This is a genomic window from Streptomyces sp. NPDC023157, from assembly GCF_055560575.1.
Genome location: NZ_JBVHIL010000013.1, coordinates 27,797 through 54,240 on the forward strand (window position 1 = coordinate 27,797; position 26,444 = coordinate 54,240).

Here is a 26,444-nt window from a genome sequence, read left to right on the forward strand (position 1 = left end):
GGGCGCCGCTCGACCGGGGGGCCGGGGCTACGTGTGCCGGGGCTACGGGTGCCGGGTGCGCAGGACGCGGAAGGCGGCCGGGAGCGCGACGGCGGTGACCGTGGCGGTGACGGCCTTGGTGCGCAGCCAGGCCGCCGGGGTGACCGACTGGGTGAGGCCGAGCCGGTAGGTGCCGGACTCGAACGCGCGGGCGACCAGCGGGCCGGCCACGAAGGCGCCGACGAGCAGCGGCAGGAGGACCAGGCCGGTGCCCGCGTACTCCATGGCGATGCGCAGGCGGAGAGAAGGGGGCGGTGTCAACCGCCCCCTTCTTGATTGGAGTTCAGGACTCCGTGCGGTACATCAGGTCGACCTCGTGGGTCCGGAAGCCGAGGCGCTCGTAGACCGTCACGGCGGCCGTGTTGTCGGCGTCCACGTACAGCATCGCCGTCGGCAGGGTCTGGGCCGCGAGGTGCCGCAGGCCGGTCGCGGTCAGGGCCTTGCCGAGGCCGCCGCCCTGCGCGTCGGGCAGCACGCCGACGACGTACACCTCGCCCAGCTGCTCCTCCGCGTGGACCTTGGTCCAGTGGAAGCCGACCAGCCGCCCGTCCTTCTCCGCGAGGAAGAAGCCCTTCGGGTCGAACCACGGCTCGGCCATCCGGTCGTCCAGGTCCCGCTGGGTCAGCGAGCCCTGTTCGGGGTGGTGGGCGAAGGCGGCCGCGTTGACCGCGAGCCAGGCGGTGTCGTCCTGGCCGGGCACGAAGGTGCGGATGGTGACGCCCTCGGGCAGCACCGGCTCCGGGATGTCCAGCGGCACCAGCGGGCGGCGCAGCTGGCGCAGCTCGCGGAACAGGGTCAGGCCGAGGACCTGCGCGAGGTGGCGGGCGGCCGACTTGCCGCCGTGCGCCCACACCCGCAGCCGCTTGCCGGAGGCGTCGAGCAGGGCGCTGCCCAGGGCCCGGCCGTGGCCGCGGCCGCGGTGCGAGGGGTGCACGACCAGCTCGGCCGCGGGGGCCTCGACCGGGTCGGTCTCCTCCAACTGGGCGTAGCCGTACAGCGCGGAGCCGACCGTGAGGAGGAAGTGCCGGACGCCCTCGCGGCGCCCGTGGCGCAGATAGAGCCGGCCCTGCTCGGACACGGCGTGCATGCCGTCGGCGCGGTCGGCGGCCTCCAGGAGGTCGAGGACCGCCGTGACCTGCTCGGGGTTCAGTTCTTCGTAACTGTTGATCTGCCGTCCCGGTTCAAGGGCCGGCGCCGCGTCGGAAGTCATGTGACGAGCCTACGGCGGGTGGGTGTCCCCCCGGGGCAGATCAATGGCAACCAGCTCGTAACCAGCCAACCCCTGTTGCGCTACGCGCGTTGACTCTAGGCTGCGGCTCGCAGGACAGATCGGGATTCAAGGGGAGCGGATGGCAGCGAAGCGGTCGAAGCAGAACAGGGCGGGGCGGCGGATTCTCGTCGCCGGGGCGGGGCTGGCCACCATCGGTGCGCTCGTCGCCGCGATGCCGGCCGGCGCGTCGCAGGACGACGTGAGCGCCTCGGGCGCGTCGTACGGCACCAACGGCAAGGGCTGGGGGCGGATGGTCGATGTCCAGCTGCTCTCCTTCAACGACCTGCACGGCAACCTGGAGCCCCCGGCCGGTTCCTCGGGCCAGGTCGTCCGGACCAACCCGGACGGCACGACCGAGAAGATCGACGCCGGTGGTGTCGAGTACCTGGCGACCCACCTGCGCCAGGCCCGTCAGGGGAATCGTTACTCCATCACGGCCGCGGCCGGTGACCTGATCGGCGCCTCGCCGCTGCTCTCGGGCCTCTTCCACGACGAGCCCACCATCGGCGCGCTCAACAAGCTGGACCTCGACGTCACCTCGGTCGGCAACCACGAGTTCGACGAGGGCGCGCGCGAGCTGGCCCGCATGCAGAACGGCGGCTGTCACCCGACCGCCGGCTGTTTCGTCGAGGGCAAGAAGTTCCAGGGCGCCGACTTCCCGTACCTCGCGGCCAACGTGACGGACGAGAAGACCGGCAAGCCGCTGCTCGACCCGTACTTCATCTGGGAGAAGGACGGCGTCCGGATCGGCTTCATCGGTGTGACCCTGGAGGGCACCCCGAACGTCGTCACCGCCGAGGGCGTCAAGGGCCTGAAGTTCGGCGACGAGGTCGAGACGATCAACAAGTACACGAAGGTCCTGGAGCGCCAGGGCGTCAAGTCCATCGTCGCCCTGGTCCACGAGGGCGGCATGCCGGCCTCGTCCTCGTACAACTACAACTGCGACGGGGACGGCGACGGGGACGGCGAGGGCGTCTCCGGCGCGATCGTCGACATCGCGAAGAACGTCTCGCCGCAGGTCGACGCGCTGGTCACCGGCCACACCCACCAGGCGTACGTGTGCAGCATCCCCGACCCGTCGGGCAAGCCGCGCCTGGTCACCTCCGCGTCCTCGTTCGGCAAGCTGTACACCGACACCACGCTGACCTACGACCGCCGCACCAAGGACATCGTCCGCACCGCGGTCGCCTCGGCCAACCACGTCGTCTCGCGTGACGTCCCGAAGGCCGCGGACATCACCCGGCTGATCGAGGACTGGAAGACGCTGGCCGCCCCGGTCGCCAACCGCCCGCAGGGCTACATCGCCGCCGACATCAACGGCCGCGGCTCCACGGCGTACGAGAAGCCGCTCGGCGACCTGATCGCCGACGCGCAGCTCCAGGGCCTGGCCCCCGCGGACAAGGGCGGCGCCCAGGTCGCCCTCATGAACCCGGGCGGCATCCGCTCCGACCTCGTGTACAAGGCGTCCGGCGCCGAGGGCGACGGCGTGGTGACCTACGGCGAGTCGTTCACCGTGCAGCCGTTCACCAACATGATGAACGTGGTCGACCTGTCCGGCGCGAACCTGATCGCCGCGCTGAAGCAGCAGGTCAGCGGCTCGAACCTGAACTCGGTGAAGATCCTCCAGGTCTCGAAGGGCCTGACGTACACGCTCGACATGACCAAGACGGGCGCGGACCGCGTCGTCGACGGCACGATCAAGCTGAACGGTGCGGCGATCGACCCCGCGAAGACCTACCGCGTCGCGATGAACGAGTTCCTCGCGGGCGGCGGCGACGGCTTCGCGGCGCTCGCGACGGGCACCAACAAGCTGGTCGGCGCGTCGGACCTGGACGTCTTCAACGCCTACCTGGCGGCGAACTCCTCGGCCTCCGCCCCGCTGGCGGTGCCGGCGGCGGACCGGATCACGGTCGTGAAGTAAGCCTGTGCTTTAGGCAGTTGTACGAGAGGGGCGGTGTCCGCTGCGGCGGGCGCCGCCCCTCGGCGTTACCGCTGAACATGTTCGAACCCCCTGTTAGGCTCGTTCGATTCGGAACTTCTGGGGAGGGGTTCAGCACATGGGAACAGGGTGGGGAAGACGGCGGAGAGGCGCGCTCGCGCTCGCCGCGGCGACGGCGGCGCTGGTCGCGCTGACGCCGGTGGGGGCGGGGGTCGCGTACGCCGCGGGCGACGGCCCTCCGGCCGAGCTGGTGATCCCGGCGGAGGAGAAGGCGGATCCGTACGCGTCGATCGTGCGGCCCGGAACGACGGGCTTCCTGCAGGGCGACGCGGCCGGTGAGTTCCGCTGGTACTCCTACGCCGACGGCGGCTCCACGGCGTTCGCGGACGGCGGCGCCCAGATCCACGGCAACGGCACGGACACCTTCGCCCGCGTGGACGAGCGGCTGGGCAAGGTCGTCCTCCAGGACGCCGCCGGCGGCCCCGAGGAGACCCTCGCCATCGGGGCGGGCCGGCACGTCCTCGGACTGGCCGGCCGCACGGTCGTCGCCGAGTCGACGGCGGGCGACGGCACCCTGCACACCTACGCGCTGGTGAACGGCGCCCCGGTCGACCGCCCGGTCACCGGACTGCCGTCCGGCGCCGGGGAGTTCGTGGTGCAGGGAACCGCCCCGAGCGGCTTCCTGCTCTCGTACCGGGTCGACCAGGTGAGCGCCCTCGCGTGGGTCGACCTGTCCGGCGGCACCCCGCGGGTGCGCGAGCTCGGCGACGACCTGAGGTCCGCCTTCGTGCAGGGCGACGACCTGCTCACGGTGACCGCGGGCGGGAAGCTGCGCGTACGGGACCTCGCGGGCGACTGGTCCGCGCCCGCCCGCGAGACCGACTGGACCGGCGACGCCTACCCGGTGGCCGTCCGGGGCGACCGGATCCTGAGCGCGCGCGACGACGCCGACGGGCGCCTGACGCTGCAGTCCCGCCCCTTCGAGGGCGGCGCCCAGACGAAGGTGCTCGACGGCGTGACCCTCATGCCGAGGAGCGGCGGCGGCCCCGTGCTCGCCGTCGTCGACGACAAGCCGGCACTCGCGCGCCCGGTCTACCGCGTCGCGGTGGGTGCCGACGGCGAGTTCGCGGCCACGAAGGTGGCCGTCGTCCCGGCCCGGCGCACGCTCACGCTCGGGGTCACCGCCGCGCAGGGCGTCCTGAACGCCGTCGACGAGGTGCCCCAGGGCGGTGAGCACCGGCTGCGCTCCCTCGCGCTGACGACCGGCGGGCCGCTCGCCGCGGGAGACCGGGTCGACCGGGGTACGGACCCCGAGCGCGACCGGCACTTCGGCGTGCCCACGGGCGACGGGCGGACCGTCTTCCCCAGTGGCTTCAGCCTGTACGCCCTGGAGGCCGGGGCGCAGCTGCCCCCCGTCTACACGGGCGCCTGGGACGTGGGCCCCGGCCCGGCCGTCGGAGCCTCCGGCCGCTATGCCGCCTACACCGACGTGGCCGGTGCGCGACGGGTCTTCGACCTGGACGCCCGGGCGGACGCGACCCCGCCCGGCCTCGTCAAGGGAGCCGCGACCGCCCTGAACGGCGGCACCCTGTGGGCCGCGAACGCCACCCCTGGCGCGCTCGCCGCGATCGACGTCCGCACCAGGGCCACCACCCGGAAGCTGACCGTCGCCGACTGCGTCCTGAAGGACGTCCAGGCGGTCGGCGCCGACGTCTACTGGAAGTGCGACGCGAAGTCCGGTGTCCTGAACACCGTGACCCAGGTGAACACCGCCCTGCCCGCGCACACCTCGGCGCGGCTCGGCGACGGCTACGTCACCCACGAGAAGGACGGGCTGCTCTCCCTGACGCCGCTGCGCGGCGGCGCGACCCGGGAGCTCGGCCGGCCGGCCGACGAGCGGCCCGAGCGCGGCTGGAGCGTCGACCGGTTCGGCGGCCACACCGTCTTCGCCGACGCCCAGCAGCGCCTGCACGTCGTCCCGAGCGGTGTCCCGGCCTCGGACCTGTCCGTGCTCGACTCCGCGCTGCCCGGCGAGGTCTTCGACGTCGAGACCGGCGCCCCCTGGACCGCGAAGTGGTGGCTGTCCAAGCCCGCCGCCTCCTGGACGCTGAGCGTCAAGGACAAGGCCGGGAAGGTCGTCCGGACCCTGCGCGGCGGTGAGACCCGTGGTCTCGTCAAGGCGGTCTGGGACGGGAAGGACGACACCGGGGCGGGGGCGGTCGACGGCTGGTACGCGTACGAGCTCGCCGTCGTGCCCGCCGACGGGGCCGGGAGCGAGCTGCGCCGTGGCGGCGAGACGCTCCTGACGCACGGCGGGCTCGGCGCGTACGAGCCGGTGACGCCGACCCGGATCCTCGACACCCGCAGCGGGCTCGGCGCCCGCAAGGCCCCGCTCTACACCGGCGACACGCTGACCCTCCAGGTCGCGGGCCGTGCCGGGGTGCCGGCGCGCGGGGTCTCGGCGGTCGTGCTGAACGTGACGGCGACGAACGCCTCGGCGTCGACGTACGTGTCGGTGTACCCGTACGGCACGCAGCGCTCCACCGCGTCGAACCTGAACGTGACGGCCGGGCGGACCGCGTCCAACCTGGTGACCGTGCCCGTCAAGGACGGCAAGGTGACGCTGTACAACTTCCGCGGCTCGGTCGACCTGCTCGCGGACGTCGCCGGCTCGTACACGATGAGCGGCCCGGGCGACCGGTTCGCGCCGGTGGCCCCGGCGCGGGTCCTCGACACCCGGAGCGGGCTCGGCGCGCCGAGGGCCAAGGTGGGGCCGGCGAGGACGGTGGACGTGCGGGTCGCGGGCCGGGGCGGGGTGCCGGCGGCCGGGGTGTCGGCGGTGGTCCTGAACGTGACCGCGACCGGGCCCACGGCGGCCGGCTTCGTGTCGGTGTACCCGTACGGGACCCAGCGGACCAGCGCGTCCAACCTGAACACGGCGGCGGGGCAGACCGTCGCCAACGCGGTGATCGTCCCCGTGAGGGACGGCAGGATCACGCTCTACAACCACGCGGGCTCGGTCGACCTGCTGGCCGACGTCTCCGGCTACTTCGGCGCCGGTGCGCAGGGCGCGCTGTTCCACCCGCTGGCTCCGGCCCGGCTCGTGGACACCCGGAAGGCCCTGGGCGGGCGGACGCTCGGTCCGGCGCAGAGCCTGATGCTGCCGGTCGCGGGGATCGGCGGGGTGCCGGCGAGCGGGGCCTCGGCGGTGGTCCTGAACCTGACGGGGACCGGTGCGACGAGGTCGACGTACCTGGCGGCCACGACGGTGCCGGGGACCCCGAAGGTCTCCAGCGTCAACCTGCTGCCGGGGCGGACCGTGCCGAACCTGGTGGTCGTGCCGGTCGTCGACGGGAAGCTGTACCTGTACAACCACGCGGGTTCGACGGACGTGATCGTGGACGTCTTCGGGTACTTCACCGGCTGACGGAGGACCGAGCCGACGGGGTCCGGGAGACGACGGACCCTCACGGGCTATGGCAGGGGCACGTCAACCCCTGCCATAGTGCCGTCCCATGGACCGACGACTGGACCGACGACCGGACCGACTGGACCGGCGACGCTTTCTCGCGGGCGCCGCCGCGGCCTCCGGAGCCCTGCTCCTGGGTGCCCCCTCCGCCCGGGCGGCCACCGCCCTCGGGACGCAGGACTGGATGGCCGCCCACGGCGACCCCACCCCGCTCCAGAGGCTCACGATCCCCGGCACCCACGACTCGGGGGCGCGCTACGGCGGACCCTGGACCGAGTGCCAGAACACCACCATCGCCCAGCAACTGGACAGCGGCATCCGGTTCCTGGACGTACGGTGCCGGGTGACCGGCGGATCGTTCGCGATCCACCACGCGGCCTCCTACCAGAACCTCATGTTCGGCGACGTCCTCGGCGCCTGCTGGGACTTCCTCGCCGCGCACCCCACCGAGACCGTCCTGATGCGGGTCAAGCAGGAGTACTCGTCCGAGTCCGACGCCACCTTCCGCGCGGTCTTCGACGACTACCTCGACAACCGCGGCTGGCGGCCCCTCTTCCGCATCGGGAACGGCGTCCCCACGCTCGGCGAGGCCCGCGGCCGGGTCGTGCTCCTCGCCGACAACGGCGGACTGCCCGGCCTGCGCTGGGCCGACGGCACGTACTTCGACGTGCAGGACGACTACCAGTCCGAACCCTTCGGCAAGTGGCCCAAGGTGCAGGCGCAGTTCCGGAAGGCGGCCACCCAGCCCGGCCGCTTCTACGTCAACTTCGTCTCCACCGCGGCCGGCCTCCCGCCGCGGTGGAACGCCGACCGGCTCAACCCGCAGGTCCACGCCCTGCTCGACGGCGAGGGCGCGGCCTGGAAGGGGCTGGGGATCGTCCCGCTGGACTACCCCAACACCCGCTCAGGACTGGTCGAGTCCCTCATCCGGCACAACTGATCCCTCCGCCGCCGGGGGCGACGGCGGCGGCGGTGTCGGGGCGCCCGGCAGCCGCACCGTCGCCACCGTGCCGCCGCCCTCCGCCGGGGTGAGCGCGACCGTGCCGCCGGCCTGCCCGACCGTGCGGGCCACGATCGACAGGCCGAGCCCCGACCCCGGCAGGCTGCGCGCCGAGGGCGAGCGCCAGAAACGGTCGAAGACGTGCGGCAGCTCGTCCGCCGGGATGCCGGGTCCGTGGTCCCGGACCGTCAGCTCGCCCCGCATCAGGGTCACCTCGACCGTCCCGCGCGGCGGCGAGAACTTCACCGCGTTGTCCAGGACGTTCACCAGCGCCCGCTCCAGAGCCGCCTGCTCCGCCCGTACGTACCAGGGCGCCAGGTCCGTCACGAAGGTCAGCTCCGGGCCCCGCAGCCGCGCCCGGTCCAGCGCCGCGCGCAGGATCGTGTGCAGCGGCACCACCTCCAGCGGGCCGCGGGCCGCCGCGTCCGGCCGGGACAGCTCCTGGAGGTCGCCGATCAGCGCCGCCAGCTCCGCCATCTGCGCCTTCACCGAGGCCATCAGGGCCCGCCGGTCCTCCGGCGGCAGCGGCCGGCCGGTCTGCTCGCTGCGGGCCAGCAGCTCGACGTTGGTCCGCAGCGAGGTCAGCGGCGTGCGCAGCTCGTGGCCGGCGTCCGCGATCAGCTGGGCCTGCCGGTCGCGGGAGGTCGCGAGCGCGGCCGTCATCGCGTTGAAGGACCGGGAGAGCCGTGCGATCTCGTCCTCGCCCTCGACCGGGATCCGGACCGTCAGGTCCTCGGTCGCCGCCACGTGCTCGACCGCCCCGGTCAGCCGGTGCACCGGCTCCAGACCGGTCCGCGCCACCCACAGGCCGGCCGCCCCGGCCCCGACGACGCCGATGCCGGAGACGAGCAGCAGCACCCAGGCCAGCGTGGACATCGAGTTGTCGATCTCGTACGTGGGGCGGGCGACGGAGACCGCGACCGGCTGCGAGATCGGCTGCCGGATCAGGTTCATGGGGTACGTGTAGACCCGCATCTCCGTGCCGTCCGCGGCGTTCGTCGTGTGCAGCGCGGAGGCGAGGTGGCCCTGGGCCACCGCCGTGTCCGCGGCCTGCGCCGGGATCACCGAGCGGCCCGTGGAGCAGAGCACCTCGCCGTCCGTCGACACGATCTGCAGCGTCTGCCCGCCGCGCGGCGCCGGCAGCGGCTGGTTCTGCGTGGTCGTCCCGCAGGAGCTCAGCAGCTTCTGGGCGTCCTGCGGGGTGAGCTGCGCCGAGCGCAGCGAGTCGTCCAGTTCCGCCTCCAGCTGGGCCCGGGTCACGAACCAGCAGGCCACCGAGACCGCCGCGACCGCGACCGCCACCGCGAGCGCGGTGAGGAGCGCGAGCCGGGAACGCAGCGGCCGCGAGCGGAACCAGGTCACCGGGCTGGTCACTCCGCGCCTCCGCCGCGCAGCACGTAGCCGACCCCGCGCACGGTGTGCACGAGGCGCGGCTCGCCGCCCGCCTCGGTCTTGCGGCGCAGGTACATCACGTACACGTCGAGCGAGTTGGAGCTCGGCTCGAAGTCGAAGCCCCACACGGCCTTCAGGATCTGCTCGCGGGTCAGCACCTGCCGCGGGTGCGCGAGGAACAGCTCCAGGAGCGTGAACTCGGTACGGGTCAGCTCCACCGGCCGCCCGCCCCGGCTCACCTCGCGCGTGGTCAGGTCCATCCGCAGGTCCTCGAAGGACAGCACGTCGCCGTCGGGCCGCGGCCCGGCCTGCGGAGCCGCGTACGAGCTGCGGCGCAGCAGGGCGCGGATCCGGGCGAACAGCTCGTCCAGCTCGAAGGGCTTCACCAGGTAGTCGTCGGCGCCCGCGTCGAGCCCGGTGACCCGGTCGCCGACGGTGTCGCGGGCGGTGAGCATGAGGATCGGCACGGTCGAGCCGGACGCCCGGATGCGGCGGGCGGCGGTCAGGCCGTCCATGCGGGGCATCTGGACGTCGAGGACGACGAGATCGGGGGCGTACGTGTTCATCTTGGCGAGCGCGTCGAGCCCGTCGACGGCGTCCTCGGTCGCGTACCCCTCGAACGCGAGGCTGCGGCGCAGCGCCTCCCGCACGGCGGGCTCGTCGTCCACGATGAGGATGCGTTCGGCGCGTTCGGCTTCGTTCTGCTGGCCAGTCATGGGGTCAGCGTCCCATGTGTTCAGGCGGCACCGCCCGAGCGCAGGCTGTCCAGGTCGGCCTTGAGGGTGTCGACCGGGATCGCGAATCCGAGGCCGACGCTGCCGGCCGTGGAACCGCCCGAGGAACTGGGCGAATACATGGCCGAATTGATTCCGATGATCTCGCCGTTCATATTGATCAGCGCGCCGCCGGAATTACCGGGATTGAGCGAGGCGTCGGTCTGGATCGCCTTGTACGTGGTCTTCGAGGAGCCGGTGTCGCCGTTGAACTGCTGCCCGCCGAACTCGAACGGCCACCCCTGGCGCGGGTCCCACTGCTGGCCCTGGCCGCCTTGGCCCTGCCCCTGACCCTGGTCCTGGCCCTGCCCCTGGCCGTCCTCCTTGGCGACGGTCACGTCGCGGTCGAGGGCGGAGACGATGCCGCTGGTGACGGTGCCGGTCAGGCCCTCGGGGGAGCCGATCGCCACGACCTCGTCGCCGACCCGCACCTTGGACGAGTCGCCGAGCGTCGCCGTCTTGAGGCCGGACGCGCCCTCCAGCTTGATCAGCGCCAGGTCCTTGTCCGGGTCCGTGCCGACGACCTTGGCGTCGTAGCTCTTGCCGTCGGAGGTCTGCACCTTGATCGACGAGGCGCCGGAGATGACGTGGTTGTTGGTGACGATCTCGCCGTCGCCGGTGATGATCACGCCGGAGCCGGTGGACTTGCCGGAGGTCGAGCTCGCGGAGATCTCCACGATCGACGGGGAGACGGCCTGGGCGACCCCGGCGACCGTGCCCTTGCTGCTCGCCGACACGTTCGTGCCGCTCACGGAGCCGGCCGCAGAGGCGGTGCCGTCGGAGGTCCAGCGCTCGACGAGGGTCGCGGTGCCGCCGCCGACCGCCGCGGCGGCGATGGCCACGGCCGCCAGCAGGCCGACCCCGCGCTTGGCCCGACGGTGCGGGCCGGGGGCGGGCGCCGGGGAGGCGAACGCGGGCTGCCGCGGGGGCGGCGGCGTGGTGTACCCGCCGGCCGGGGTGTGCCCGCCGGACGGCCAGACGGTGGTGCCCGGCTCGGTGCTGAGGGGCTCCGTCGGGTCGTACGGCGGCCGCGGCGGGTAGTACGGCTGCTGCTGGGGCTGCTGGTTGTCCGTCATGGCTATGACTCTCGGAGCCGTACATGAGAACGGCCTGAGGGCGGGGTGAGAAGCCCGACAGAAGTGTGTATGCCCGATATAAAGACCCGGCGGCGGAGACCGGCGGGTCCGGCTGGGTCCCGTTCGTCCGGGTCCCGTTCGTCCGGGACCTGTTCCTCCGGGACCTGTTCCTCCGGGTCAGGCGCAGCCGCAGGAGCGGCGGACGATCAGCGCCGACGGGAACTGCTTCACCCGCTCGCGGCGCGAGCCCGAGACCCGGATGGAGTCGTCGAGCACCAGGTCCACCGCGGCCCGGGCCATCGCCGGCCGGTCCGAGTAGACCGTGGTCAGCGGCGGGTCGGTCAGCGCCGCCTCCTTGACGTCGTCGAAGCCCGCCACGGCGAGCTCGGTCGGCACGTCGATGCGCAGCTCGCGGGCGGCCCGCAGCACGCCGAAGGCCTGGTCGTCGGTGGAGCAGAAGATGGCCGGCGGCCGGTCGGGACCGGCGAGCAGCTTCAGCGCCACCTGGTAGGCGTCGTAGCGGTTGTACGGCGCCTGGAAGAGCCGGCCCTCGACGGAGAGCCCGGCCTCCTGCATGGCACGCCGCCAGCCCTCCTCGTGGTCGGCGACCGGGTCGCCGACGGCGGGGGTGTTCGGGACGCCGCCCATGCAGGCCACGTACGGGTGCCCGTGCTCCAGGAGGTGCCGGGTGGCGAGCTGGGCGCCGCCGATGTCGTCGGTGACGACGGCGACGTCGTCGATCGCCTCGGGCCGCTCGTGCAGCAGCACCACGCGCGCGTCCCAGGCCTCGATCTCGCTCGCGGCCTGCTCGCTCATGCCCTGGCTGACCAGGATCAGACCGGAGACCCGCATGCCGAGGAAGGCCCGCAGGTAGTGGATCTCGCGCTCGGTGCGGTAGTCGGAGTTGCCGACGAGCACCATCTTCCCGCGCTCGGCGGCGGCCTGCTCGACCGCGTGCGCCATCTCCGCGAAGAAGGGCTGGCGGGCGTCGGGGACGACCATGCCTATGAGATCCGTGCGCCGGGACGCCATCGCCTGGGCCACCCGGTCGGGGCGGTAGCCCAGCTCCTTGATGGCGGCGAGGACACGCTCGCGCGTGGCCGGGGCGACCGGCCGGGGTCCGTTGTTGATGACGTAACTCACGACCGCGGTCGAAGTACCCGCCAGTCGCGCTACGTCATCCCGCGTCACCTTGGCCACGCGCGGCAGTCTACGCGGGGTGACCTACCTACCGGCAGGTCGCGTTGTGGCATACGCCACGTTAACGGTCCTCCACAGGAGTGAGTTCCCGCGCGGCTTCCTTGACGGGTGTCCCGGCCCGGCCCCGGTTCCGGGTGTCCTGCCGGCCCCGGGGGTCCTCGGCGGCGGGGCGTTCCGCCTTCTCGGGGGTGACGAAGCGGTAGCCGACGTTGCGGACGGTGCCGATCAGCGACTCGTGCTCGGGGCCCAGCTTCGCCCGCAGCCGCCGTACGTGGACGTCCACCGTCCGGGTGCCGCCGAAGTAGTCGTAGCCCCAGACCTCCTGGAGGAGCTGGGCGCGGGTGAAGACCCGGCCCGGGTGCTGGGCCAGGTACTTGAGGAGCTCGAACTCCTTGAAGGTCAGGTCCAGGACCCGGCCCTTCAGCTTGGCGCTGTACGTCGCCTCGTCCACCGACAGGTCGCCGTTGCGGATCTCCATCGGGGAGTCGTCCGCGACGATCTGCCGACGGCCCGTCGCGAGCCGCAGCCGGGCCTCGACCTCGGCCGGGCCCGCGGTGTCCAGGAGCACGTCGTCGATGCCCCAGTCGGCGGTGACGGCCGCGAGACCGCCCTCGGTCACGACCAGGATCAGCGGACAGCCGAGCCCCGTGGAGCGCAGCAGCTGGCAGAGCGAGCGGATCTGCGGGAGATCGCGCCGCCCGTCGACGAGGATCACGTCGGCGCCGGGGGTGTCCACCAGCGCGGGGCCCTCGGCGGGGGCCACGCGCACGTTGTGCAGCAGCAGGCCGAGGGCGGGCAGCACCTCGGTCGACGGCTGGAGGGCATTGGTCAGGAGCAGCAGTGAGCTCATCGCGCCCCACCTGCCCGGGTCGTCGTCTTCCGGTCGTGCTGGCTTAGCTCGTCCATGACGTCGGTTCCTCCTCGGTCCCTGCGAGGACGTCTGCGGCACTGCTTTCTGTTCTCACCTGCGGCTCTCGCGCCCTGAGAGCTTTCGGTAATCCATCCGTAACAACGGTCGGAAAACACAAAAGGACCCGGGGGCTGCGTTGCCCGGATCCTCTGGCAAGCAGAATAGCTCACATGAGTTCCGAGGCAGAGGGCCGATTTCACATGGTGGATGTTTCCTCGCTCACTTCCGTCCATGACCGTGAAGCCCGCCGCGTGATGTTGCGTACCGATGACGGTGTCCGGATCGAGGCGTTTTACGAACCGGCCACGGCAAGTGTCACCGATACGGCGGTCGTCGTCGCGCACGGGTTCACCGGCGCGGTCGACCGTCCCGCGCTCCGGCGCGCCGCCCTCGCCCTGCGGGACCACGCGAACGTCGTCACCTTCTCCTTCCGCGGCCACGGCGGCTCCGGCGGCCGCTCGACCGTCGGCGACCGCGAGGTCCTCGACCTGGCGGCGGCCGTCCGCTGGGCCCGTGAGCTCGGGCACACCCGGGTGGTGACGGTCGGCTTCTCCATGGGCGGCTCGGTCGTCCTGCGGCACGCCGCCCTGGAGCGCGGCACCGGCGCGCACACCGACGCCGTCGCCGCCGTCAGCGCCCCCGCCCGCTGGTACTACCGGGGGACGCCCTCGATGCGGCGGGTGCACTGGGTGGTGACCCGGCCGGTCGGCCGGCTCGTCGGGCGCTACGGCCTCGGCACCCGCATCGACAGCGAGGGCTGGGACCCCGTCCCGCTCTCCCCGGTGGAGGCGGTGCCGCTGATCGCGCCGACCCCGCTGCTCATCGTGCACGGCGACCGCGACGCGTACTTCCCGCTCGACCACCCCCGCAGCCTCGTCGCCGCGGCGCCCGAGGGCGCGGCCGAGCTGTGGGTGGAGCGGGGCATGGGCCACGCGGAGAACGCGGCCGGCGAGGAGCTGCTCGCCCGGCTCGGCGGCTGGCTCGCCCGGCCATAGCCCATCATGGGGGGCGGCGCGCACACGAACGAAGGGAGAGCCGCTATGGCAGCGGGAACCATCCGCTACTGGGCCGCGGCCAAGGCGGCCGCCGGTGTGGCCGAGGAGCCGTACGCCGCGCGGACCCTGGCCGAGGCGCTCGACGCGGCCCGCGAGAGGCACCCCGGCGAGCTGGTCCGGGTCCTCCAGCGCTGCTCGTTCCTCATCGACGGCGACCCCGTCGGGACCCGCGCCCACGAGACGGTACGGCTGGCGGAGGGCGGCACGGTCGAGGTGCTCCCCCCGTTCGCAGGAGGGTGAACCGCACACCATGAGCAGTGACCAGCACTATCCGTACGAGCCGCAGCCTCAGCCGCAGGACGGCCAGGGCGGTCAGCCGTACGACCCGCACGTCACCCAGACGTGGGAGGGGCAGACCTGGGACACCCAGTACCAGCCGACGGTGCGGCCCCAGGAGCCCCAGCGGCCCCAGGAGGCGCAGCAGCCCGAGGCTCCCGCGTACGAGACGCCGTACGGGTACGAGTACGCGTACACCTCGGGCGGGCACCCGCTGCCGCCCGAGAGCCCGGCCGGGTACCAGCCGGCGTACGAGGCACCCGTACCCGCGTATGAGGCACCCGTGCCCGCGTACGCGGCGTACGAGGCCGCTCCGGTCCCGGAGGTGATTCCGGTCCCGGTCCCGGACCTCGTCCCGGCCCCCGTCCCGGACGTGCTCTCCGCCGGGCCCGAGGGCCCCGCGTACTCCACCCCCACCATGGGCGGCAACAGCCGGGTCACCGACGCCCAGCGGGCCCGTGCCGAGGGCCGTTCGCCGGTCATCGAGCCCGGGACGCAGCCCGCCGCGCTGACCGCCGTCCTCGGCGTCCTGCTCGCCGTCGGCGCCTCCGTCGGCTCGTACGCGCTGCTCGTCCCGCTGATCCTGCTCCAGGCGGTCACGGCGGCCGGCTGGTTCCGGCTCAACGGCATGTGGCCGGCCCGGCAGGGCATCGCCCTCGCCTTCCTGGGCGGCGTCACCGCCGACGTCGCGCTGCTCGCCGCCGGCCGGGAGAACGCCCCCGCCGCGATCCTCGGCACGCTCGGCGTATGGGTACTGCTCACGCTCGTGCTCCAGCTGCGCAGCCACGCCGATCCGGACGAGCGGATGTACGGCCTGATGGCGACGGTCACCTCGGCGGCCCTCGCGGTCCTGGCCGCCGGGCACCTCGGCGCCGAGCCGGACGCGGTGGTCGTCGGCGGGGCCGCCGTCGCCGCCGCGGTCCTCGCCCGCGCGGTGCCGCTGCCCGGACCGGTCTCCGTGGTCGTGGCGCTGCTCGCGGCGGCCGGTGCCGGCATCGCCGCGGGCGGGCTCACCGACCTCGGCGCCTCGGGCGCGCTGCTCGGCCTGGCGGCCGGGGTGTGCGCGCTGATCGGACTGCGGGTGGCCAGCTACGACTACCCCTCGCGCTTCGTGCACATGACGGCCGGTGTCGCGCTGCCGCTGACGGCCGCCGCGCCCGCCGTCTACCTGCTGGGACGTGCCCTGGCGTAACCGCCGACACAGCCCCGTGGGGGAACCACTCGGCCCCCCGACACGTCGATCTTCGTGTCGGGGGGCCGAAGTCGTCCCGGAACGCCTCAGAGGGAAGGAACACCATGCGAGCACTGCGGATTGTGCTGATCCTGGCCGTCGTGCTCGGAGGCGTCCTGGTCGGAGTGGACCGCCTGGCCGTGTCCTACGCGGAGTCGGAGGCGGCCGACCGGGTGCGCCTCGGGGCCGTGCGGGCGGAGTCCACCGACGTCGACATCAAGGGCTTCCCGTTCCTGACCCAGGCGGCCGGCAAGCGCTTCGACGAGGTCGAGGTGCGGCTGACCGGCGTCCGGGCGACCGCGGGGGGCCACCCGGTGCGCATCGGCGAGCTGACCGCCGACCTGCGCGACGTCACCCTGAACGACGGCTACACGAGCGCCCGCGCGGCCTCCGCCAGCGGCACCGCGCTGATCTCCTACGCGGACCTGGGCGCCGCGTCCGGCCGGGACGTCAAGGTCGCCTACGGCGGCGACGGCAAGCTGAAGGTCACCGGCGGGGTGCGCGTCCTCGGCCGCACGCTCACCCGCAGCGTGCTGTCCACGGTGACCCTGGTGAACGCCGACACCCTCCGGGTGCGGGCCGACGAGGTGCCCGGCGAGGGCATCCCCGGCCTGGAGGACCTGGTGCGCGCCCGCACGGACTTCGACCGCCGGATCGAGGGGCTGCCGCAGGGCATGAAGCTGGCGAAGGTGGAGGCCCGGGCGGACGGCCTCGCGGTGACGGTGACGGGCAAGGACGTGGTCCTGGCAGGCTGAACAGCCACCAAGCCGCACACCACCCCAAACCCCCCGCCTCCCCCCGAATCCCACCCTCCCCGCGACCCGGTGATCACATACTGAGACACCGCTGTCCGATCCGCAGATGGTCAACCGGGACACGTCACCCCACACGTGCCCCGGCCTCTCGTCGCCCTCCTGGCATCCCACATCCCGGACGATCGCGTCTCAAAATACGACACGGCGGTGACACGGCCGCCTGTCCGTCCCTACGATCGAGGGCATGAAGCGACAGGCGGATCTCACGAAGCGGCGGGCAGTAGACCTGTGCCGCGTCGCCGCCATGCTCTGTCGCTCCGTCTGAGCGGGACGCACTGCTCCCGTATTCCTCAGGCCCTACGACGTGACGTCGGGGCCACCCTTGCGCAGCAGCACCACCATCGCCCGCATGCGATGGCGCGTACCCGCACAAACTGCACGAACCGCCGCACACTGCCCCGGAGGAGAACAGCATGGCTCGCAGCGACGTCCTGGTCGACGCCGACTGGGTCGAGGCCCACCTCGACGACCCGCAGGTCGCTCTCGTCGAGGTCGACGAGGACACCTCGGCCTACGAGAAGAACCACATCCGCAACGCCATCCGGATCGACTGGACCAAGGACCTCCAGGACCCGGTCCGCCGTGACTTCATCGACCAGGAGGGCTTCGAGAAGCTCCTCTCGGCCAAGGGCATCGGCAACGACACCACGGTCGTCCTCTACGGCGGCAACAACAACTGGTTCGCCTCGTACGCCTACTGGTACTTCAAGCTCTACGGCCACCAGGACGTGAAGCTCCTCGACGGCGGCCGCAAGAAGTGGGAGCTCGACTCCCGCGACCTGGTCGACGGCTCCGAGGTCCCGAACCGCCCGGCCACCGCGTACAAGGCCCAGCCCCAGGACGCCTCGATCCGCGCCTTCCGCGACGACGTCGTGGCCGCGATCGGCACCCAGAACCTCGTCGACGTACGGTCGCCCGACGAGTTCTCCGGCAAGCTGCTCGCCCCGGCCCACCTCCCGCAGGAGCAGTCGCAGCGCCCGGGCCACGTCCCGTCCGCCCGCAACATCCCGTGGTCGAAGAACGCCAACGACGACGGCACCTTCAAGTCGGACGCGGACCTGAAGGCCCTCTACGAGGCCGAGCAGGTCGACCTGGCGAAGGACACCGTCGCCTACTGCCGCATCGGCGAGCGCTCCGCGCTCACCTGGTTCGTCCTGCACGAGCTGCTCGAGGTCCCGAACGTCAAGAACTACGACGGCTCGTGGACCGAGTACGGCTCCCTCGTCGGCGTGCCGATCGAGCTCGGCGCCAACAAGTAACCCTCCCCAGGACCCCTCGACCGTAAGGATTCCCACCATGTGTGGAGCGCAGCCCGGCGGCCCCGACGCCTCGACGATCAAGCCCGGTGAGACCACCATCCAGGGCTTCGTGACCAAGGACGGCCAGCCCGTCACCGGTTACGTCCGCCTCCTGGACTCGACCGGCGAGTTCACGGCCGAGGTCCCGACCTCCGCCACCGGCCAGTTCCGCTTCTACGCGGCCGAGGGCACCTGGACCGTCCGCGCCCTGGTCCCCGGCGGCACCGCCGACCGCCAGGTCGTGGCCCAGAAGGGCGGCCTCGCCGAGGTCGCGATCGCGGTCTGATCCGCACGCTGAACGGCCGGAGGGCCGTGCCTCCTGGGGGGGTTGGACGCCATCACCAGGACCCGAGGCACGGCCCTTCGGCTTGCCTTCAGGCGTATTCTGAAGGTGTGTACGCACGGCGTCGGCGCGTCTATTTCTGGATGATGGGTGCCTGCCTGGTCCTCTTCGTGGGCGCCTGGGCAGTCGTGCGCCTGTTCTCGATTCCCGTGGCCATCGGCATGTGCGTGGTCGCGATGCTCATCCCCCCGGTCGCCGCGATGACGGCGAACCGGAGAGGGCCCGAGGACCGCTGGTGGGACGATCCCTCGGGGGACAAGAAGTCCGATGAGTGGTGGGACGAGCTGGACGGGAAGAAGAAGGACCCCGATTAAGCCGGGTGGCTTTCGTCAGTAGACGAGGGCCTGCGTCTCGTCCGCCATCGCTTCCTTGACGAAGACCTGCGCGCCCGCGATGCGGATGCCCTTCAGGACGTCCTGTTCCGTGATGTCGCGGCGGGTCGCGCACTGGGTGCACAGGGTGATGCTGCCGGCTGCCAGGATCGAGTCGATCAGGTCCGGCAGGGGGGCGGCGTGCGGGAGGTCGAACTCGGCCGCGCGGCCCGGGAGGGCGAACCACGACGATTCGCCGGTCAGCCAGAGGGAGACCTCCACCCCGCTGGCGACGGCGACGGCCGCCACGGTGAAGGCCTGGGAGCAGCGCTCGGGGGCGTCGGCCCCGGCGGTCACCTTGATCACGAGCTTCTTCGCCATATACCGAACTGTAATGCGAGGTTCCGCAACCTCGGGCGGGTCTCACGTGTCAGCTGGGTGCGCGGGTAACGGAATCCGCGCTTCTAGTCTCGTGGGGGGACTGTTTTGGAAGCGACAGAAGCGGTGGAATCCGCCCAAGAGGGTGGGGCGGTCGCTGCGGACCCGGCGCCCGACCGTGCGCCGGTGCCGGTTTCCGGCGCGACCGTACGGCCGCCGCGCCGTACCGGCCGTACGGTCGCGCTGATCGCCGTCGCCGCCGTCCTCGGCATCGTCGGCGGCACCGCCGTCGGCTACGGCGTCCAGGCCCAGCGCGAGCCCACCGCGCTGCCCGCCCTCAACCAGCCGGACCTCGTCTACCCGGCGAAGCCGCTGCCGAAGGGGCAGGAGCCGGAGCCGCTGTCGGCGGCGCGGGACCGGGGGCTGAGGACGGAGGGCGACCTGCGGAAACTGCTGCTGGCGAGTCCGGCGGGGGCGAAGCGGACCGAGTGGACACCGGCCGACGGCTGGCTCTCGGTCATGGCGTACGCCGAGGACTTCGAGCAGCCCTCGGACGCCTTCGAGTACCTGGTGCGCAACGAGGTCCGCAGGATCGCCAGCACCTCCTGGCGCACCGGCCGGTACAAGACGACGCAGATCAACCTGGTGCAGTTCCGGGACGACAGCGGCCTGTCCGCCGCCGAGCACGCCGACGGCCAGCGCCGGTTCCGGACCGAGGACTCCGGCTACGGGCAGCCGATCAAGGGCAGCGCCGAGGGGCGCACCTACCTCCTGCCCGTGGACCGCAAGGCGGGCTACCTCGACTTCTACGAGGCCCGCGCGGTCTTCCACCGGGGCGACGTCATGGTCGAGATCTTCGTGTCCGACACCAAGAAGATCAGCCAGAAGGAGATCACCTCACTGGCCGAGCGACAGCTGGAGCGCCTGTGAGCGGGGACGAGAACGTGACGGACAGGGTGGAGTCGGTGGAGTCGGTCGACTCGGTCGACTCCGGGGAAGAGGGGAGTGCGCCCGTTCGGCGGAAGCGGGGGCTCTTTCCGTACGTCCTCGGCGGCGTGCTCGTGCTGGGCGTCGCCGGGGCCGGGGTCTACACCGGGGTCACCGTCTCGGCGGCCGAGCGGCACGCGCCCACGATCGGCTGGGAGGCGCCGCAGGCGGCGAGCAAGGACCCCGCGGGCAACACCCGCGACGGGAAGGCGTCGACCCCGCTGAGCAAGCTCCTGCTGCCGGTGCCCGGCGACTACTCCCTCGGCCCCGACATCGACCGCTACGGCAACGACGGCGAACTCGGCGCGACCGACGCCGTCGCCCTGCTGAAGCAGCAGGGCAAGGGGCTCTCCGGCAAGAAGCGCCGGGAGTACGACCGGCGGATCGAGAAGCTGGGCGTCCAGGGCATCGCCGTCCGCTCCTACACCTCGATCGACTCCGACCTCGTGATCGAGGTGCAGGTCATCCGGATGAAGGACAGGCGGTTCGTCAACGAGCTGCACAAGCTGCGCGGCGAGATCGCCGGCCTCCTGGACTTCGCCAAGGGGCCGAAGGTCGAGGGCCACAAGAACGCGGCCTGCTACGTCCTGCCGAGGGACAAGGACGAGGACGACGAGGAGCGCGAGTTCCGGATGGAGGGCATGAGCTGCTCCGCGTACGACTCCGAGTACTTCGTCAGCGCGTTTGCCTACGGCGGCCCGTCCCTCGACCAGTCCGCCGTCGCCGAGCTGGTGAAGAACCAGCTCGACCACATCAAGTCCCCGGGGGAGTACGTATGACCGAGCAGCAGACGGAGGCGCCGGTGCCCACGCCGGAGCCGTCCGCCCCCGAGCCGTCCGCCCCTGAGCCGTCCGCCCCCGCGAAGCCGCGTCGCGTGCTCGCCGCCGTCGCCCGCTGGACCGCCGCCGTCGTGGTGTGCGGCGGGCTCGGTGCCGGGGTCGTCGCCGGGATCACCGCGATGGAGCGCACCGACGTGCCCGGTCTCGCGACCGAGAGTGACGGCCGCTGGGCGTACCCCGCGCTGAGCCTGCCCGCGCTCCCCGAGGGCTCTCCGCGCCCCTTCACCGTCGGGAACGACGCCGAGACCCACCACGCCGACCCGCGCCGGCTGCTCCTGCCCGCTCCGGCGGGCGCCACGGTCGACCCGAAGCTGGACGGGGCCTGGGTGGGCGTGGACCAGTACCTGGCCCTGTACCCGAAGGAGCAGCGCGCGGAGCTCCGGCAGGCCGTCGACGACTCCGCGCTGCGGAACATCGTCGCGCGGGCCTGGACCATGCCGGACGGCACGAGGAGCGCCGTCTACCTGCTGCGGTTCAAGTCCGTGGGCTTCTCCGAGGACTTCAAGGACAACGCGATCGACGCCGGATCGGCGGAGGCCGTTCCCCTGGACGGGGCGCGGGACGTGGAGACCGATCCGCTCGCGACGGAGATCGAGGTCCCGGACACGACGGTGTACGCCGTCGCCGAGAAGAAGCCGTACGGTCCCGAGCAGACCCGCTGGGCGTACATCCAGGCCGGGGACACGCTCGCGCTCGTCGTGCAGTCGCACCAGGGCGGGGCGGCGCACGTGCCCTTCCAGCAGACGGTCACCCTGCAGAACCAGCTCCTCGGCTGATCGCCGCTCCGGGACGGCCGAGACCCACCTCACCGAGAGGGCCGGGCCCCCGCCTACTAAGCTGGGGTCCGGCCCGTTCCGCCTTCACCGCTCATTCGAGGAGCACCAAAGTGATCGTTTTCTTCGAAGTCCTGCTGGCGCTCGTCTGCGTTGCGGTCCTCGCCTTCGCCGGGCTGACCGTGAAGAAGCTGTACCAGGGCCAGCGTTAACCACTCCTTCACAGATCGCCTGAGCTGCTCATGATCGAGATTCCGTCCGACCTCAACCCGGGCCTCGTCCCCCTCGCGTTCCTCCTCGGTACGTGGGAAGGCGCGGGTGTCTCCGACTTCCCCGGCGCCGAGAAGTGCAACTTCGGTCAGTCCGTGACGTTCAGCCACGACGGCCGAGACTTCCTCGAGTACCACTCGCACAGCTGGGTCCTGGACGCGGACGGCAACAAGGTCCGCCCCCTGGAGAGCGAGAGCGGTTACTGGCGCATCGACAAGGACCGCAAGGTCGAGATCGTCATGGTCCGCGACCAGGGCATCGTCGAGGTCTGGTACGGCGAGCTCGCCGACCAGAAGCCGCAGATCGACCTCGCGACCGACGCCGTCGCGCGGACCGCCGCCTCGGGCCCGTACAGCGGTGGCAAGCGTCTGTACGGCTACGTGAAGAGCGACCTCATGTGGGTGGGCGAGAAGGCCACCCCCGAGGTCCCGCTGCGTCCGTACATGTCGGCGCACCTGAAGAAGGTCGTCACCCCCGAGGAGGTCGCCGAGATGGCGCGCAACCTCCCCGACATGCCCGACGACGGCATCGCCTTCTTCAAGTAGGAGTGCCGTGGTGTGCCGCGCCCTCCTACACTGGGGGGCGTGGTGAGCACCGACTGGAAGAGCGACCTGCGGCAGCGCGGCTACCGGCTGACGCCGCAGCGCCAGCTTGTCCTGGAGGCCGTGGACGTGCTGGAGCACGCGACCCCGGACGACATCCTCGTCGAGGTCCGCAGGACCGCCTCCGGCGTCAACATCTCCACCGTCTACCGGACCCTGGAGCTTCTGGAGGAGCTCGGTCTGGTCAGCCACGCCCATCTGGGGCACGGCGCGCCGACCTACCACCTCGCCGACCGGCACCACCATCTGCACCTGGTCTGCCGGGACTGCACCGAGGTCATCGAGGCCGACGTCGAGGTGGCCGCCGACTTCACCGCGAAGCTGCGCGACACCTTCGGTTTCACCACCGACATGAAGCACTTCGCGATCTTCGGGCGGTGCCGGGACTGCACCCGGAAGGCCGCCGACGCCGAGTCGTAGTCTTGGGGGCATGAAGAGCCCCCTGCTGTCCCTGCCCGGCGCGGTCCCCGCCGAGGGCCGTGACGAAGGCGTCGCCGCCCACTACGGCGACCTGTTCCGCGAGCAGCGGACCCTCGCCGACGGCACCGGTTTCGTGGACCTCTCCCACCACGGCGTCATCACCGTCACCGGCGACGACCGGCTGAGCTGGCTGCACCTGCTGCTCACCCAGCACGTCAGCGACCTGCCGCCCGGCCAGGCCACCGAGGCGCTGATCCTCTCCGCGAACGGGCACATCGAGCACGCCCTGTACCTCGTCGACGACGGCGAGACGGTGTGGGCGCACGTCGAGCCCGGCACCCGCGCCGAGCTCGTCGCCTACCTGGAGTCGATGAAGTTCTTCTACCGGGTCGAGGTCGCCGACCGCACCGAGGACTTCGCCGTCGTCCACCTCCCCGCCGGCTCCATCGCCCCCCTCCCCGAGGGCGTGGCCGTGCGCGAGACCGCGTACGGGCGGGACGTCTTCCTGCCCCGCGCCGACCTGGAGGCCTTCGCCGGCTCCCACGGCCCGGCCGCCGGCATCCTCGCGTACGAGGCGCTGCGGGTCGAGGCGCACCGGCCGCGGCTCGGCTTCGAGACCGACCACCGGACCATTCCGCACGAGCTCGGCCTGATCGGCAGCGCCGTCCACCTCCAGAAGGGCTGCTACCGCGGCCAGGAGACCGTCGCCCGCGTGCAGAACCTGGGCAAGCCGCCGCGCCGCCTGGTCTTCCTGCACCTGGACGGCAGCGAGGTGCTGCTGCCCGGGCACGGCACCCCGGTCCGGCTCGCCGCGGACGGCGAGGAGGGCCGCCAGCTGGGCTTCGTCACCAGCTCGGCGCGCCACCACGAGCTGGGGCCGATCGCGCTGGCCCTGGTGAAGCGGAACGTGCCGGTGGATGCCGACCTCGTGGTGGGGACGACGGCGGCGGCGCAGGAGACGGTCGTCGAGCCGTAGCCGCCGGAGCCGGGCGGTCACCCGGGCCGGGCGGTCACCCGGGCCGCGTAGCCGCCGGAGTCGTAGCCGTAGCCGTAGCCGCCGGAGTCGTGACCGTCAGACCTCGATCAGCACCGTGAACGGGCCCTGGTTCGTGAGCGACACGCGCATGTCCGCTCCGAACCTGCCCGTCTCCACGTGGGCGCCCAGCTCCCTCAGCCGGGCCACCACCTCGTCGACGAGGGGCTCGGCGACCGGGCCGGGTGCCGCCGCGTTCCAGGTGGGGCGGCGGCCCTTGCGGGCGTCTCCGTACAGGGTGAACTGGGAGATGACGAGCAGCGGCGCGTTCACGTCGGAGCAGGACTTCTCGTCCTCCAGTACCCGGACGGACCAGAGCTTTCTGGCCAATTGCGCCGCCTTCTCCGGGGTGTCGTCATGGGTCACCCCGACCAGGACGCACAGCCCCTCGCCGACGATCTCTCCGACGGTCTCCCCTGCGACGACGACGTTCGCGCCGTCCACCCTCTGCACCACTGCTCGCATGCGCACCAACCTACCGACCGGCCCGGCGGCCGAAGGATCGAGGGCCGAACGGGTGCAGACCGCCTGCGTCGGCCGGGTCCCGAGTGGCACCATGCGTGTCAGGCGGTGCGGCTCCGCACCGGTCGAGGGGACGAATCTCATGACTGCACCTGGCACCGGGCACACGCCGTCCGGTCCCGTTCCGCTGTTCCGAACCGGCGGCGCCGTCGGGCGACCGCCCGTGCAGCGGAGCGCCGAGCCCGATCTGCCGGAGCGGCCGGATAGCGATCTCGGCGCGCTGCGGCTGCCCGAACTGCGGGCGCTGCGCCGCGACGCGCAGGGCGACGAGGCCGACCTCAGCTACGTACGGCGGATGCTGCAGGGCCGGATCGACATCCTGCGGGCCGAGCTGGCGCGGCGCAGCGACCCCGAGGCGCCGGTCCTGGACCGGCTCTCGGAGATCCTGGCCGACGCGCCGGCGCGGCGCGGCACGGTCGCCCGGTCGGCGCGGCACGTGACGCTGTCGACGCCGCGGAGCGAGGAGTACCGGCGGCTCGCGGCCGAGATGCTGTCCGAGGTCGAGCTGTCCGACCTGTCGGCCCGTACGGACGCCGAGCTGCACACCGCGATGGGGCGGCTCGCCGGGTACGAGCAGCAGGTGTCCCGGCGCCGGTTCGAACTCCAGCGGACCGCCGACGACTGCAGCGCGGAGATCGCCCGCCGGTACCGGGAGGGCGAGGCACAGGTCGACGACCTGCTGGCCTGAGGGCCGGGGCCGGGGCCGTGACCGGGGCCGGGCTCGGGTCGGTGGCTGCCGAAGCCGAAGCCGAAGCCGAAGCCGAAGCCGAAGCCGGAGCCGGAGCCGGAGCCGGAGCCGGAGCCGAAGCCGGGGCGCCCACCCCGTCGATGCCCCCGAAAACCCGGGTGCGGGGCCCGACCGGCCGTGCGTAGGTTGGCCGGATGAGCCTTGAGGTGCGCGCGATCGACGAGTCCGAGTTCGCCGAGTGGCTGCGGACCCTCCGCGTGGGCTTCCTGCGGCCGCCCGTCGTCTCGGACGACGAGGTCGCGGACCGGCTGCCGCACACCGACCTCTCCCGTACCTTCGGCGCCTTCGACCGGGGCCGGATGGTCGCCACCTTCGCCTCCTTCGACCAGGAGCTGAGCACGGTCGGCGGGGCGAACCTGGCGGCGGACGCCGTCAGCGCCGTCACCGTCTCCCCGACCCACCGCAGGCGCGGGCTGCTCAGCCGCATGATGAGGGACGACCTGGCGACGGCGAAGGAACGCGGCGACGCGTGCGCGACGCTGATCGCCGCCGAGTACCCGATCTACGGGCGGTTCGGCTTCGGACCGGCCTCCTCGCTGACCGAGTGGTCCGTCGACGTGACCCGGGCCGGGTTCGACCTCCACCGGCCCGGTCCCGGCGCCGAGGGCGACGACGGCGGGCGGATCGATCTGACCGACGGCGCCGAGATCCGCGCGCAGGGCCCCGCCCTGCACCGCCGGCTGGCGACGCGGCGCGCCGGCATCACCGCGCGCAAGCCCCGCAACTGGGACGTCGGCACCGGCAACAGCTTCCCGAGCAGGCCGTGGACCGAGCCGTTCTACGCGATGTACCGCTCGGCGTCCGGCGAGGTCGAGGGGTACGTGGCGTACACCGCCGACGACAAGTGGAGCGACGGCAACCAGCCGGTCCAGACGGCGACCGTGCGCGATCTGGTCGCGGTCACCCCGGCCGCCGAGCGGGCACTGTGGCGGTTCGTGTGCTCGATCGACTGGATCACCGCCGTGCGCTCCGGCAACCGCGCCCCCGACGACCTGCTGCCGCTGCTGCTGCCCGATCCGCGCGCGGCGCGGGTGGTGTCGCAGACCGACATGCTGTGGCTGCGGATCCTGGACGTGCCGAAGGTGCTGGAGCCGCGCACGTACGCGGCCGAGGGCACCCTCGTCCTCGACGTGCGGGACGCGGCGGGCCTCGCGGGCGGGCGCTACCGCCTGGACACCTCGCCGGAACAGGGCGGCTCCTCCTGCGTGCCGACCGACGCCTCGCCGGACCTGGTCCTGGACGTCGCGGAGCTCGCCCGGCTGGCGCTCGGCGACGAGTCGGTGCTGCGGCTCGCGGCGCTCGGCCGGGTCGAGGAGGCCGCGGCGGGGGCGGCGGCCCGGGCGGACCTGCTGCTGCGGGCCGCGCGGCGGGCGTGGACGATGGACATCTTCTGAGTCTGTGAGTCTGTGAGTCTGTGACTCTCTGGGTCTCTGGGTCTCTGTTCGTGTGTCGGCGTCGGCGTCGGCGTCGGTGAC

Annotated in this window: 28 protein-coding genes; 19 read left to right on the forward strand and 9 right to left on the reverse strand. The window is 72.5% G+C overall.

Annotated features, from left to right (window positions below):
- Positions 1–42 precede the first annotated feature (42 nt).
- The gene (locus ACZ3ZE_RS34600; RefSeq protein WP_467261846.1) at positions 43–300 is read right to left on the reverse strand and encodes a hypothetical protein; all 258 of its coding nucleotides are present in this window, start codon (positions 298–300) and stop codon (positions 43–45) included.
- Between the two features lie 22 nt (positions 301–322).
- Positions 323–1,249 (reverse strand): mycothiol synthase, encoded by a 927-nt coding sequence (gene mshD / locus ACZ3ZE_RS34605; RefSeq protein ID WP_361164823.1) that lies wholly within the window; start codon positions 1,247–1,249, stop codon positions 323–325.
- Positions 1,250–1,388: 139 nt separating this feature from the next.
- On the opposite strand from mshD, the gene ACZ3ZE_RS34610 reads away from it, so the two are divergent.
- The 3 genes from ACZ3ZE_RS34610 to ACZ3ZE_RS34620 all read left to right on the forward strand — a co-directional run bounded on the left by ACZ3ZE_RS34610 (position 1,389) and on the right by ACZ3ZE_RS34620 (position 7,657).
- Complete coding sequence (locus tag ACZ3ZE_RS34610) at positions 1,389–3,230, forward strand: bifunctional metallophosphatase/5'-nucleotidase (RefSeq protein WP_361164826.1); 1,842 nt, start codon at positions 1,389–1,391, stop codon at positions 3,228–3,230.
- 136 nt (positions 3,231–3,366) lie between these two features.
- On the forward strand, positions 3,367–6,675 hold the full coding sequence (locus ACZ3ZE_RS34615; protein ID WP_467261848.1) for a FlgD immunoglobulin-like domain containing protein: 3,309 nt from the start codon (positions 3,367–3,369) through the stop codon (positions 6,673–6,675).
- An 88-nt stretch (positions 6,676–6,763) separates the two neighbouring features.
- Positions 6,764–7,657: a phosphatidylinositol-specific phospholipase C gene (locus ACZ3ZE_RS34620; protein ID WP_361164832.1), complete on the forward strand. Its 894-nt coding sequence runs from the start codon at positions 6,764–6,766 to the stop codon at positions 7,655–7,657.
- Here ACZ3ZE_RS34620 and ACZ3ZE_RS34625 read toward each other — a convergent pair.
- The 5 genes from ACZ3ZE_RS34625 to ACZ3ZE_RS34645 all read right to left on the reverse strand — a co-directional run bounded on the left by ACZ3ZE_RS34625 (position 7,622) and on the right by ACZ3ZE_RS34645 (position 13,008).
- Complete coding sequence (locus ACZ3ZE_RS34625; RefSeq protein ID WP_467261850.1) at positions 7,622–9,091, reverse strand: sensor histidine kinase; 1,470 nt, start codon at positions 9,089–9,091, stop codon at positions 7,622–7,624. The genes ACZ3ZE_RS34620 and ACZ3ZE_RS34625 overlap by 36 nt on opposite strands.
- Complete coding sequence (locus ACZ3ZE_RS34630; protein ID WP_361164838.1) at positions 9,088–9,825, reverse strand: response regulator transcription factor; 738 nt, start codon at positions 9,823–9,825, stop codon at positions 9,088–9,090. The genes ACZ3ZE_RS34625 and ACZ3ZE_RS34630 overlap by 4 nt, the downstream gene beginning before the upstream one ends.
- A gap of 20 nt (positions 9,826–9,845) precedes the next feature.
- Complete coding sequence (locus ACZ3ZE_RS34635; protein WP_361164841.1) at positions 9,846–10,958, reverse strand: S1C family serine protease; 1,113 nt, start codon at positions 10,956–10,958, stop codon at positions 9,846–9,848.
- 177 nt (positions 10,959–11,135) lie between these two features.
- Positions 11,136–12,158 (reverse strand): LacI family DNA-binding transcriptional regulator, encoded by a 1,023-nt coding sequence (locus tag ACZ3ZE_RS34640; RefSeq protein ID WP_361164844.1) that lies wholly within the window; start codon positions 12,156–12,158, stop codon positions 11,136–11,138.
- Between the two features lie 61 nt (positions 12,159–12,219).
- Positions 12,220–13,008, reverse strand: coding sequence for a response regulator transcription factor (locus ACZ3ZE_RS34645; RefSeq protein WP_467261852.1), 789 nt, complete (start codon positions 13,006–13,008; stop codon positions 12,220–12,222).
- A 230-nt stretch (positions 13,009–13,238) separates the two neighbouring features.
- Between ACZ3ZE_RS34645 and ACZ3ZE_RS34650 the strand changes: the two genes are divergently transcribed.
- The 8 genes from ACZ3ZE_RS34650 (at position 13,239) to ACZ3ZE_RS34685 (ending at position 18,400) form a co-directional block, all read left to right on the forward strand.
- Positions 13,239–14,063, forward strand: a complete 825-nt coding sequence (locus ACZ3ZE_RS34650; protein WP_442305818.1) for an alpha/beta hydrolase — start codon at positions 13,239–13,241, stop codon at positions 14,061–14,063.
- A gap of 45 nt (positions 14,064–14,108) precedes the next feature.
- Positions 14,109–14,363 (forward strand): MoaD/ThiS family protein, encoded by a 255-nt coding sequence (locus tag ACZ3ZE_RS34655; RefSeq protein WP_046908573.1) that lies wholly within the window; start codon positions 14,109–14,111, stop codon positions 14,361–14,363.
- 10 nt (positions 14,364–14,373) lie between these two features.
- A complete protein-coding gene (locus ACZ3ZE_RS34660; protein ID WP_361164851.1) occupies positions 14,374–15,591 on the forward strand; it encodes a hypothetical protein in 1,218 nt (405 codons plus the stop codon).
- A 104-nt stretch (positions 15,592–15,695) separates the two neighbouring features.
- Positions 15,696–16,385 (forward strand): LmeA family phospholipid-binding protein, encoded by a 690-nt coding sequence (locus tag ACZ3ZE_RS34665; protein WP_361164854.1) that lies wholly within the window; start codon positions 15,696–15,698, stop codon positions 16,383–16,385.
- Positions 16,386–16,629: 244 nt separating this feature from the next.
- Positions 16,630–16,710, forward strand: coding sequence for a putative leader peptide (locus tag ACZ3ZE_RS34670; protein WP_350497993.1), 81 nt, complete (start codon positions 16,630–16,632; stop codon positions 16,708–16,710).
- Positions 16,711–16,858: 148 nt separating this feature from the next.
- Positions 16,859–17,704 carry a sulfurtransferase gene (locus tag ACZ3ZE_RS34675; RefSeq protein ID WP_361164857.1) on the forward strand — a complete coding sequence of 282 codons (846 nt, stop codon included), beginning with the start codon at positions 16,859–16,861 and terminating at the stop codon, positions 17,702–17,704.
- Positions 17,705–17,741: 37 nt separating this feature from the next.
- Complete coding sequence (locus ACZ3ZE_RS34680) at positions 17,742–18,029, forward strand: DUF1416 domain-containing protein (protein WP_046908577.1); 288 nt, start codon at positions 17,742–17,744, stop codon at positions 18,027–18,029.
- A gap of 107 nt (positions 18,030–18,136) precedes the next feature.
- On the forward strand, positions 18,137–18,400 hold the full coding sequence (locus ACZ3ZE_RS34685; protein WP_361164861.1) for a DUF3099 domain-containing protein: 264 nt from the start codon (positions 18,137–18,139) through the stop codon (positions 18,398–18,400).
- Positions 18,401–18,415: 15 nt separating this feature from the next.
- Here the strand turns inward: ACZ3ZE_RS34685 and ACZ3ZE_RS34690 are convergent, their stop codons facing one another.
- Positions 18,416–18,778, reverse strand: coding sequence for a DsrE family protein (locus tag ACZ3ZE_RS34690; protein WP_363292692.1), 363 nt, complete (start codon positions 18,776–18,778; stop codon positions 18,416–18,418).
- Positions 18,779–18,961: 183 nt separating this feature from the next.
- Here ACZ3ZE_RS34690 and ACZ3ZE_RS34695 point away from each other — a divergent pair, with 183 nt between their 5' ends.
- The 6 genes from ACZ3ZE_RS34695 to ygfZ all read left to right on the forward strand — a co-directional run bounded on the left by ACZ3ZE_RS34695 (position 18,962) and on the right by ygfZ (position 23,642).
- On the forward strand, positions 18,962–19,705 hold the full coding sequence (locus tag ACZ3ZE_RS34695) for a hypothetical protein (protein WP_361164867.1): 744 nt from the start codon (positions 18,962–18,964) through the stop codon (positions 19,703–19,705).
- 14 nt (positions 19,706–19,719) lie between these two features.
- Positions 19,720–20,541: a hypothetical protein gene (locus tag ACZ3ZE_RS34700; protein WP_467261853.1), complete on the forward strand. Its 822-nt coding sequence runs from the start codon at positions 19,720–19,722 to the stop codon at positions 20,539–20,541.
- Complete coding sequence (locus ACZ3ZE_RS34705; protein ID WP_361164874.1) at positions 20,538–21,377, forward strand: hypothetical protein; 840 nt, start codon at positions 20,538–20,540, stop codon at positions 21,375–21,377. Before ACZ3ZE_RS34700 ends, ACZ3ZE_RS34705 begins: the two co-directional genes overlap by 4 nt.
- 239 nt (positions 21,378–21,616) lie before the next feature.
- Positions 21,617–22,189 carry a heme-binding beta-barrel domain-containing protein gene (locus ACZ3ZE_RS34710; RefSeq protein WP_361164876.1) on the forward strand — a complete coding sequence of 191 codons (573 nt, stop codon included), beginning with the start codon at positions 21,617–21,619 and terminating at the stop codon, positions 22,187–22,189.
- Between the two features lie 39 nt (positions 22,190–22,228).
- Complete coding sequence (locus ACZ3ZE_RS34715; protein ID WP_361164879.1) at positions 22,229–22,666, forward strand: Fur family transcriptional regulator; 438 nt, start codon at positions 22,229–22,231, stop codon at positions 22,664–22,666.
- 10 nt (positions 22,667–22,676) lie between these two features.
- Entirely contained in the window at positions 22,677–23,642 is a 966-nt protein-coding gene (ygfZ, locus tag ACZ3ZE_RS34720) for a CAF17-like 4Fe-4S cluster assembly/insertion protein YgfZ (protein WP_361164882.1), read from the forward strand.
- 96 nt (positions 23,643–23,738) lie between these two features.
- On the opposite strand, the gene dtd is transcribed toward ygfZ, so the two are convergent.
- Complete coding sequence (dtd, locus tag ACZ3ZE_RS34725; protein WP_361164885.1) at positions 23,739–24,164, reverse strand: D-aminoacyl-tRNA deacylase; 426 nt, start codon at positions 24,162–24,164, stop codon at positions 23,739–23,741.
- Positions 24,165–24,303: 139 nt separating this feature from the next.
- Between dtd and ACZ3ZE_RS34730 the strand changes: the two genes are divergently transcribed.
- Together ACZ3ZE_RS34730 and ACZ3ZE_RS34735 are read left to right on the forward strand one after the other, a co-directional pair.
- Entirely contained in the window at positions 24,304–24,909 is a 606-nt protein-coding gene (locus ACZ3ZE_RS34730; protein WP_361164888.1) for an RsiG family protein, read from the forward strand.
- Between the two features lie 194 nt (positions 24,910–25,103).
- On the forward strand, positions 25,104–26,363 hold the full coding sequence (locus ACZ3ZE_RS34735) for a GNAT family N-acetyltransferase (protein ID WP_361164891.1): 1,260 nt from the start codon (positions 25,104–25,106) through the stop codon (positions 26,361–26,363).
- Positions 26,364–26,444 lie beyond the last annotated feature (81 nt).

What these genes read in the sequence shown, in the direction of transcription:
- mshD (WP_361164823.1), bottom strand. Translation starts at nt 1,249, where the DNA reads ATGACTTCCGACGCGGCGCCGGCCCTTGAACCGGGACGGCAGATCAAC.
- ACZ3ZE_RS34610 (WP_361164826.1), top strand. Translation starts at nt 1,389, where the DNA reads ATGGCAGCGAAGCGGTCGAAGCAGAACAGGGCGGGGCGGCGGATTCTC.
- ACZ3ZE_RS34615 (WP_467261848.1), top strand. Translation starts at nt 3,367, where the DNA reads ATGGGAACAGGGTGGGGAAGACGGCGGAGAGGCGCGCTCGCGCTCGCC.
- ACZ3ZE_RS34620 (WP_361164832.1), top strand. Translation starts at nt 6,764, where the DNA reads ATGGACCGACGACTGGACCGACGACCGGACCGACTGGACCGGCGACGC.
- ACZ3ZE_RS34630 (WP_361164838.1), bottom strand. Translation starts at nt 9,825, where the DNA reads ATGACTGGCCAGCAGAACGAAGCCGAACGCGCCGAACGCATCCTCATC.
- ACZ3ZE_RS34635 (WP_361164841.1), bottom strand. Translation starts at nt 10,958, where the DNA reads ATGACGGACAACCAGCAGCCCCAGCAGCAGCCGTACTACCCGCCGCGG.
- ACZ3ZE_RS34645 (WP_467261852.1), bottom strand. Translation starts at nt 13,008, where the DNA reads ATGAGCTCACTGCTGCTCCTGACCAATGCCCTCCAGCCGTCGACCGAG.
- ACZ3ZE_RS34650 (WP_442305818.1), top strand. Translation starts at nt 13,239, where the DNA reads ATGAGTTCCGAGGCAGAGGGCCGATTTCACATGGTGGATGTTTCCTCG.
- ACZ3ZE_RS34655 (WP_046908573.1), top strand. Translation starts at nt 14,109, where the DNA reads ATGGCAGCGGGAACCATCCGCTACTGGGCCGCGGCCAAGGCGGCCGCC.
- ACZ3ZE_RS34660 (WP_361164851.1), top strand. Translation starts at nt 14,374, where the DNA reads ATGAGCAGTGACCAGCACTATCCGTACGAGCCGCAGCCTCAGCCGCAG.
- ACZ3ZE_RS34665 (WP_361164854.1), top strand. Translation starts at nt 15,696, where the DNA reads ATGCGAGCACTGCGGATTGTGCTGATCCTGGCCGTCGTGCTCGGAGGC.
- ACZ3ZE_RS34670 (WP_350497993.1), top strand. Translation starts at nt 16,630, where the DNA reads ATGAAGCGACAGGCGGATCTCACGAAGCGGCGGGCAGTAGACCTGTGC.
- ACZ3ZE_RS34675 (WP_361164857.1), top strand. Translation starts at nt 16,859, where the DNA reads ATGGCTCGCAGCGACGTCCTGGTCGACGCCGACTGGGTCGAGGCCCAC.
- ACZ3ZE_RS34680 (WP_046908577.1), top strand. Translation starts at nt 17,742, where the DNA reads ATGTGTGGAGCGCAGCCCGGCGGCCCCGACGCCTCGACGATCAAGCCC.
- ACZ3ZE_RS34690 (WP_363292692.1), bottom strand. Translation starts at nt 18,778, where the DNA reads ATGGCGAAGAAGCTCGTGATCAAGGTGACCGCCGGGGCCGACGCCCCC.
- ACZ3ZE_RS34705 (WP_361164874.1), top strand. Translation starts at nt 20,538, where the DNA reads ATGACCGAGCAGCAGACGGAGGCGCCGGTGCCCACGCCGGAGCCGTCC.
- ACZ3ZE_RS34710 (WP_361164876.1), top strand. Translation starts at nt 21,617, where the DNA reads ATGATCGAGATTCCGTCCGACCTCAACCCGGGCCTCGTCCCCCTCGCG.
- ygfZ (WP_361164882.1), top strand. Translation starts at nt 22,677, where the DNA reads ATGAAGAGCCCCCTGCTGTCCCTGCCCGGCGCGGTCCCCGCCGAGGGC.
- dtd (WP_361164885.1), bottom strand. Translation starts at nt 24,164, where the DNA reads ATGCGAGCAGTGGTGCAGAGGGTGGACGGCGCGAACGTCGTCGTCGCA.
- ACZ3ZE_RS34730 (WP_361164888.1), top strand. Translation starts at nt 24,304, where the DNA reads ATGACTGCACCTGGCACCGGGCACACGCCGTCCGGTCCCGTTCCGCTG.
- ACZ3ZE_RS34735 (WP_361164891.1), top strand. Translation starts at nt 25,104, where the DNA reads ATGAGCCTTGAGGTGCGCGCGATCGACGAGTCCGAGTTCGCCGAGTGG.